This is a genomic window from Streptomyces sp. FH025 (assembly GCF_017427025.1).
Lineage (GTDB): Bacteria > Actinomycetota > Actinomycetes > Streptomycetales > Streptomycetaceae > Kitasatospora.
Genome location: NZ_JAFLNG010000549.1, coordinates 1 through 5,321, shown reverse-complemented (window position 1 = coordinate 5,321; position 5,321 = coordinate 1). Strand labels below are relative to the sequence as shown.

Sequence of the window (5,321 nt, the reverse complement as noted above, 5' to 3'; positions counted from 1 at the left end):
GCCGCGTCCGATCTCTCTCCGGGGGTTCGCCTGCCGACGCCCTCGTGGAAGCCGGCCTGTGATGCTACGCCCGGTCCGGTCCGCCCTGGCGGATCACGCCGGAGTACCAGTGGGCGCTGGTCTTCGGGGTGCGGACCAGCGTGTCGTAGTCGACGTGGACGATGCCGAAGCGCTTCTCGTAGCCGTAGGCCCACTCGAAGTTGTCGAGCAGGGACCAGAGGTAGTAGCCGCGGACGTCGGCGCCGCCGTCGATGGCGTCCGCGACGGCGCCGAGGTGCCGGTGGATGTAGGCGGCCCGCTCGGGGTCGTGGACGGTGCCGTCGGGCGAGACGGTGTCCTCGAAGGAGGCGCCGTTCTCGCTGACCATCAGCGGCAGGCCGAACTCGCGGTGCATGGCGAGCAGGGTCTCGGACAGGCCGGTGGGGTCGATCGGCCAGCCCATGGCGGTGACGTCGTCGTTGGCGAGGTGGAACGCGACGTCGTCTGCGCCGGGCCAGGGCGAGTGCGCGCTCGCGCCGTGCCCATCGTTGCGCAGGGCACCGCCGTCGGCGTCGGTGGCGGAGGAGACGACGGTCGGGTTGTAGTAGTTGAGGCCGAGCAGGTCGATCGGGCGGGAGATCTCGGCGAGGTCGCCGCCGTGGACCAGGGCGTCCCAGTCGACCAGGTGAGCGGTGTCCCGGAGGAGGTCCTCGTCGTAGCGGCCCTTGAACATCGGGCTGGTCCAGATCCGGTTGCCGACGGCGTCGATCCGGCGGGCCGCCTCCAGGTCCTGCGGGCGGTCGCTGAGCGGCCGCACGGCGTGCAGGTTGAGGGAGACGGCGATCTGGGCGGAGGCGGGCAGTGCGGCGCGCAGGGCGCCGACGGCCAGGCCGTGGCCGAGGTTGAGGTGGTGGGCGGCGCGCAGCGCGTCGGCCGGGTCGGTGCGGCCGGGGGCGTGGACGCCGGAGCCGTAGCCGAGGAAGGCGCTGCACCAGGGCTCGTTGAGCGTGGTCCAGATGCCGACGCGGTCGCCGAGCGCCTCGGCGACGAGTGCCGCGTACTCGGCGAAGTGGTACGCGGTGTCCCGGGCGGGCCAGCCGCCGGCGGCGGAGCCGCCGTTCGACGGGGTCTCCAACTCCTGTGGGAGGTCCCAGTGGTAGAGGGTGGCGACGGGGGTGATGCCGTGGGCGAGCAGTTCGTCGGTCAGCGCCCGGTAGAAGTCGAGGCCGCGCTCGGAGGCGGGGCCGCGTCCGGTCGGCTGGACGCGGGGCCAGGACACGGAGAAGCGGTAGGCGGTGAGGCCGAGGTCGGCCATGATCCGGACGTCCTCGCGGAAGCGGTGGAAGTGGTCCACCGCGGTGTCGCCGGTGTCGCCGTTGGCGACCTTGCCGGGGGTGTGGCTGAAGGTGTCCCAGATCGAGGGGGTGCGGCCGCCCTCGGCGATGGCGCCCTCGATCTGGTAGGCGGCGGTGGCGGCCCCCCAGGCGAAGCCCGGCGGGAACGGGCGGTGAGCGGAACGGATGTCAGGTGAGACCACGGTCATGACGGGAGTGCTCCAGTGAGGTGGGTGAACATCGGGTGCCGGCCTGAGGGGCGGGTCACCCCTTCAACGCGCCCTGGGTGATGCCGCCGACGATCTGCCGACCGAAGACGGTGAAGACCAGGAGCAGCGGCACGGTGCCGACCAGCGCGCCGGCCATGATGACGGACCAGTCGGTGGACCAGCCGGTGCCGAGTCCGGCGAGGGCGACCTGCACCGTGGGGTTGACGGCGCCGTTCATCGCGATGACGGGCCACAGGAAGTCGTTCCAGGACTGGACGAAGGTGAGCATGCCCAGGACGGCCATGGCGGGACGGGCGACCGGCAGGACGACGTGCCAGATGACGCGCAGCGAGTTCGCGCCGTCGATCCGGGCCGCCTCCAGCAGTTCGGTGGGCAGTGCCTGGGTGAGGTACTGGCGCATGAAGAAGACGCCGAAGGCCGTCACCAGGGAGGGCAGGATGAGGGCGCCGAGCTGGTTGCCGAGCCCCAGGTGCCGCATCAGGATGAACAGCGGCACGATGCTGACCTGGGCGGGCACGGCCATGGTGGCGACGACGAGGGCGAGCATCGCGCCCCGGCCGCGGAAGCGGAGCTTGGCGAACGCGAAGCCGGCGACGACGGAGAGGGCCACCGTGCTGAGCGCGACGGTGCCGGCGACCAGGGTCGAGTTGAGCAGCGCGACGCCCATGCCGCGCGCTCCGGCGTTGTCCCACACGTAGCCGATGTTGTGGAACAGGTTCGAACCGGGCACGAGCGGCGGGGGAGTGGACACCACCCGGTGGCCGTCGGTCGACGCGGCCACGAGCGTCCAGTACAGCGGGAACAGCGAGGCTATGGCGACCAGGATCAGCGTCACCAGGGCGAGCGGCCCGGCGCGGTGCTGGTCGCCCGCGCCCGGGGAGCGCAGCCGGCGCCGGCGCCCGGTGCCGCGCGGGTCGACGGTGCCGCGCGGGTCGACGGTGCCGTGCCGGTCGACGGAGCCGCCGGCCGGCCGCGTCGCTCGCGCCGCGAGGGAGTCGGGGGCGGGAGTGGTGGTCATGTCGTCGTCCTTCACGGTCACTTGGCGGAGCGCAGGCGGCGGGCGATCAGCGTGTTGGCGAGCCCGACCAGCAGGAGCAGGCCGAACATCAGCCAGGCGATGGCGGAGGCGCGGCCGAGCATGCTGTAGCGGAAGCCCTGGTCGTACATGAAGATGCCGAGGGTCTCGTACTGGTGCTGCGTACCGCCCTGGTGGCCGCTCTGACCGCCGAACAGGAAGGGCTCGCCGAACAGTTGGGTCGCTCCGATGAACGAGACGACGACGGTGAACAGGATGGTGGGCCGCAGCTGGGGGATCGTGACGTTGCGGAACTGCTGCCAGCGGTTGGCACCGTCGATCGCGGCCGCCTCGTACAGGTCGCGGGGGATGGCCTGCATCGCGGCGAGGTAGATCAGCGCGTTGTAGCCGGTCCAGCGCCAGATGACGATCACGGAGATGGCGAACTGCGAGGTCCAGGTGCCGGACTCCCAGTGGACCGGGCCGATCCCCACGAGGCCGAGCAGCCAGTTGGCCATGCCGCCCTCGGGGCTGAAGATCAGCGCGAAGACGAGCGTGGCGGCCGCGACCGAGGTCGCGTAGGGCGCGAGCAGCGCCGTGCGGAAGAAACCACGGGCCGGGAGGCGGTAGTTGAGCAGGTGGGCGAGGCCGAGGGCGATCAGCAGCTGCGGCACGGTGGACAGGATGCCGAGGGTGATGGTGTTGAGCAGGGCGTGCCAGAAGAGCGAGCTCGGCGGCCCGAACAGCAGGTCCCAGTAGTTCTGGAGGCCGACCCAGTCGGCCTGGTCCACGTTGTAGAGGCTGACCTGGTGCAGGGACAGCCAGCCGGTGTAGAGCAGCGGGAAGAGCCCGAAGACCGCGAACACGACGAAGAAGGGCGCGACGAACAGGTAGGGCGAGCCGAGGTGGTCCCAGCGGTGCAGCAGGGTGCGCAGGCGCGTCGTCGGCGTTCTGCCGCGTCCGGGCGGGCTGGTGGCGGGCGGGTCCGCCGCGTCGCTTCGGTTGGTGGTGGTCGAGGTGGCCACAGGGTTCCTCCGTGCCGGGTCGACGGCCGGGCGGGGCCGTCGGGTCGTTCTGGTCAGGGTCGGGTGTCGGCTGGCGGATGCCGTACGGGCCACGCGCAGGAGCGGCGCTGCCGCGTGGCCCGTACGGCGTGACCTGCGGCTACTGGATGGTGCTCGTGATCTGCTTGACGGTGTCGGCCCAGGCCTCCTCGGAGCTCTTGTGGTTCTGCTCCATCAGCAGCACGCCGTTGCTCATGGCCCCGTGCAGGTCACCGTGGTGCGGACCGGTCTCGGCGGGCTGGATGGCCTTGGCGGCGGCGGAGAAGATCTGCCCGGTGGGGGCGTTCGGGCCGATGTAGGGGTTCTTGAAGTCGGTGACGCCCGGGAGGGCGTACGCCTTCTGGTTGGCGGGGATGCTGCCGACCTTCTGGAAGACCTTGGCCTGCTGTTCGGGCGCGGTGAGCCAGACGGCCAGCGCCTGGGCCTGGGCCACGTGCTTGCCGGAGGCCGGCACCGCCAGGAAGGAGCCGCCCCAGTTTCCGGCGGTGGGGGCCTGCGCGATGTTCCACTTGCCGGCGTTGCCGGGGCCGGAGAACTTCTCGATGTTGGCCTGCTGCCAGGACGGGCAGACGGTGGTGGCGAACGTGGAGTTGGAGAAGGCCGTCTGCCAGGGGGTGTCGAACTCCTTCAGCCCCTGGCTGGTACCGGCCTGGACGGCGTCGGCGGCCAGCTTCCAGCCGTTCTTCACACCGGCGGAGTCCTGGTAGTTCATCTTGCCGTTCTTGTAGTACTGCTCGGCGTTGGAGGAGACGACGCCGTTGTACAGGCCGGTGGCGGTGTCCATGAAGAAGGTGCCCGCGGGGGCCTTGGCCTGGTACTGGCGGCCGACCTCGACGTACTTCGCCCAGTCGCCCGCCCACAGGGCGCTGACCGCGGCGGGCTCGCTGGGCAGGCCGGCGGCCTGGAAGAGGTCCTGGCGGTAGCAGATCGCCATCGGGCCGACGTCCGTGCCGAGGCCGACGGTCTTGCCCTGGGCGGTGGTCGCCTGCTTCCACTTCCACGGCAGGTAGGCCTCCTTGTCGACACCCGGAGCGTTCGACAGGTCGGTGAACGCCCCGCTGAGCTGGTCGGAGGTGGCCAGGGCGATCCGGCTCACCTCCAGCGCCTGGATGTCGTCGAGCCCGCCGCCCGACAGCCGGGTCTGGAGCGCGGTCCAGTAGTCGCCCTCCTGGGTGGTGGTGTTCTCCTTGATCGTGATGTTCGGGTGCGCCTTCATGTACTCGTCGAAGAGCCCGGACTCCTTGTAGCCGAAGGTGCCGAAGTCGCCCACGGTGAGGGTGACCTTCGCGTTCGGGTCGTCCGAGCCGGCCCCGCCCGAGGCACATCCGGTGGCCAGGACCGAAGTGACCACGGCGGCGGACAGGAGGGCGACGGCTCTGCCGGAGCGGCTGCGCAGGTACATGAGGTTCTCCAGGAAACGGGTGGGCGGGTCGCGCAGGGGTGGATTGCGCGGGATGCATTGTTTAACGTTTAACGTTCGCGGACCCTGAGGGCGGGGCTGTGAACGGTTGCGGCGAAGTGCTTGGGCGAGCGCGCGAAGGGCGAGGTGCGTGAGGGTTTGGGCGGGTTCGGTCCGACGACCCCCGGGAGCGCTGCGCGAGATGTGGAAGCGCTTCCAGTTGGCACACCCTGCTCCCTCGGGCGGGAGGATGTCAAGAGGTGTTCGCCGAAGTTCTCCGGGCGGGTTCACCGGATGCGG

General features: G+C 70.9%; 4 protein-coding genes. All 4 read right to left on the bottom strand.

The genetic code is table 11. The features are described 5' to 3' along the window. Positions 1-64 precede the first annotated feature (64 nt). The 4 genes from J0670_RS29080 to J0670_RS29065 all read right to left on the bottom strand — a co-directional run bounded on the left by J0670_RS29080 (position 65) and on the right by J0670_RS29065 (position 5,024). Positions 65-1,522: a GH1 family beta-glucosidase gene (locus J0670_RS29080; protein WP_207814672.1), complete on the bottom strand. Its 1,458-nt coding sequence runs from the start codon at positions 1,520-1,522 to the stop codon at positions 65-67. A 55-nt stretch (positions 1,523-1,577) separates the two neighbouring features. Then, positions 1,578-2,561 (bottom strand): carbohydrate ABC transporter permease, encoded by a 984-nt coding sequence (locus tag J0670_RS29075; RefSeq protein WP_207814671.1) that lies wholly within the window; start codon positions 2,559-2,561, stop codon positions 1,578-1,580. A gap of 17 nt (positions 2,562-2,578) precedes the next feature. Beyond that, a complete protein-coding gene (locus tag J0670_RS29070; RefSeq protein ID WP_207814670.1) occupies positions 2,579-3,583 on the bottom strand; it encodes a carbohydrate ABC transporter permease in 1,005 nt (334 codons plus the stop codon). 139 nt (positions 3,584-3,722) lie between these two features. Continuing rightward, the gene (locus tag J0670_RS29065) at positions 3,723-5,024 is read right to left on the bottom strand and encodes an ABC transporter substrate-binding protein (protein WP_207814669.1); all 1,302 of its coding nucleotides are present in this window, start codon (positions 5,022-5,024) and stop codon (positions 3,723-3,725) included. Positions 5,025-5,321 lie beyond the last annotated feature (297 nt).